We start from the raw sequence: 2193 nt of genomic DNA, 5'->3' as shown, positions 1-2193 counted from the left end.
CAGGTGCCCTGCTACGACCCGGTGCTGGGCTGGTTCAACAGCGCCGACGGCTGCTACTACAAGCTCCAGGAGCCGCAGCCCGACGACCTGCCGGAGGGCAAGCAGGCCTACCTGCGCAGTTGCGGCGGGGCACAGGAGCCGGTCCTGCTGGACGGCCCGCCGCCCGGCTTCGGCGACCCGCCGGACCCGTACGAACTGGCCCGCATCGCGTTCGCCCGGCTGACCCTGGAGCCGCCGCACGTCGGGGTCGCGCCCCGTCGCCGCAACGGCCCCGGGCTGGTCGGACTGCCGGTCTGGATGTGGACCATCGGTGAGGACCGGACCCCGGATCCGGCCAGCGCCAGCGACCGGGGGCTGACCGTGACGATCACGGCGAAGGCGACCAAGACCGTCTGGGACCTGGGCAACGGCGAGAAGCGGACCTGCACCGGGGCGGGCACGCCGTACTCGACCAGTGGCGACCGGGCCGGGGATCGGTCGCCGGACTGCGGCTACGACGAGGGCTACCCGGAACCCGGGCGGTACACGATCGTCGCCACCACGCACTGGGTCGCCACCTGGCGCTCCAGCAGCGGTGAGAGCGGCGAGATCACCACCACCCGGACCAGCGGCCCGACGACGATCGAGATCGACGAACTACAGGTGGTGACGGAGTGACGGTGGCGACCACGCACAACGGCACGGGTCCGGGGCCGGTGGACGCCCCGGTCGTGCCCCCGAAGGTGGTCCGGCAACGCCGTACCCGTCCCGGACTGCTCGGGCTGGCGGTGCTGCTGATCGCCCTCGGTGGGCTCGGCGCCGCGTTCGCGGTCACCTCGGTCCGGGCCACCGGGAGCTACCTGGCGGTGGCCCGGCCGGTGCCGGTGGGTACCGCACTCACCACCGACGACCTGGTCAGCGTGCAGGTGGCCGGTGGTCAGGGTCTCAAGCCGGTACGCGCCGACCGGCTCAAGGAGGTGGTCGGCCTGCGCGCGGCGGTGGCCCTCACTCCCGGCACCCTGCTCACCATGGGCCAGCTCACCGACGCCCCGCTGCTCGGCCCCGGGCAGCAGCAGGTCGCCCTCGGGCTGAAGGCCAGCCAGGTCCCGGCCCGGAAGCTGTACCCGGGTGACCGGCTGCTGCTGGTCAGCACCCCGAAGCGGGGCGACGACAGCAAGGCCCCGAGTACCCGGTTCGAGGCCACCGTGATCGACACGAACGTCCCGGAGCGGGGCGACGTGGTGCTCTACCTGGCCCTGGCCAACCGCGACGTGCAGCCGGTGGTGGTGCTGGCGGCAGAGGACCGCATCGCGGTCGTACTCGTCTCGGCGGCCTGAGCATGGCGATCATCGCCCTCGTCGCGGCGAAGGGTTCCCCCGGTGTCACCACCACCGCGCTGGCCTGCACCCTCTCCTGGCACCACCGGATGATCCTCGCCGAGTGCGACCCGGCCGGCGGGTCGGTACTCGCCGGCTACCTGGGCGGCGCGCTCGACGGCCCCCGGGGCATCGGTGAGCTGGCCGTGGGTGAGCTGCGCGACGGCAACCTGGAGTCGGCGTTCTGGTCGCAGCTGGTCGACCTGGACGCGCCGAAACGGGAACGGCTGCTGCTGCCCGGGGTGGTCGACCCGGTGCAGGCCGGCAGTGTGGTACCGCTGTGGCAGCGGTTCGCCGACTTCTTCACCGACCTCGAACGGGGGCAGCCGGCGTACGACGTGCTCGTCGACTGTGGCCGGCTCCAGGTGGTCGGCCCGCCCTGGCCGATCCTGCGCGCGGCGGCCCTGGTGCTGGTGGTGACCGCCGCCCACCTGCCCGACCTGTCCAGCGCGCAGGCCACGGTCCGCGCCATCGAACGGGACTTCGCCGAGCACCGGGTACCCGGCGGCACGCTCCGGCTGCTCCTGGTCGGCGACGGGCACAGCCGTACCGAGGTCAGCCGGGCGCTGCGGCTGCCGGTGATCGCCCAACTGCCGCACGATCCGCGTACCGCCGAGGTGCTCAGCCACGGTGGGACCATCCGGGCCGGACGGCCGCTGATGCGCGCGGCCGGCGCCCTGGAGGTCCCGGTCCGTTCGGTGCTGGACCGGCGGCGGGCCCGACTGACCTGGCCGGCCGGCCAGGGGGTGATCCGCAATGCGCTTTGAGGCGGTCTCCCACGATCCCCGGGTGGTCCCGGGCGAGCCCCGGGTACCCGGCCACGACCCCCGGGTCCCCC

General features: G+C 73.8%; 2 protein-coding genes and 1 pseudogene. All 3 read left to right on the top strand.

The annotated features are described in order from the left end of the window. Positions 1–657: pseudogene (locus GSF22_RS33080) on the top strand (hypothetical protein); the annotation flags it as partial. Continuing rightward, positions 654–1316, top strand: coding sequence for an SAF domain-containing protein (locus GSF22_RS33075; RefSeq protein ID WP_208817838.1), 663 nt, complete (start codon positions 654–656; stop codon positions 1314–1316). The pseudogene GSF22_RS33080 and the gene GSF22_RS33075, both read left to right, overlap by 4 nt. 2 nt (positions 1317–1318) lie before the next feature. Beyond that, positions 1319–2122, top strand: coding sequence for a ParA family protein (locus GSF22_RS33070; RefSeq protein WP_208817837.1), 804 nt, complete (start codon positions 1319–1321; stop codon positions 2120–2122). Positions 2123–2193 lie beyond the last annotated feature (71 nt).

Source organism: Micromonospora echinofusca (assembly GCF_017614955.1).
Taxonomy (GTDB): Bacteria; Actinomycetota; Actinomycetes; order Mycobacteriales; family Micromonosporaceae; genus Micromonospora; species Micromonospora echinofusca_A.
This window is presented reverse-complemented; position numbering and strand designations above follow the sequence as displayed.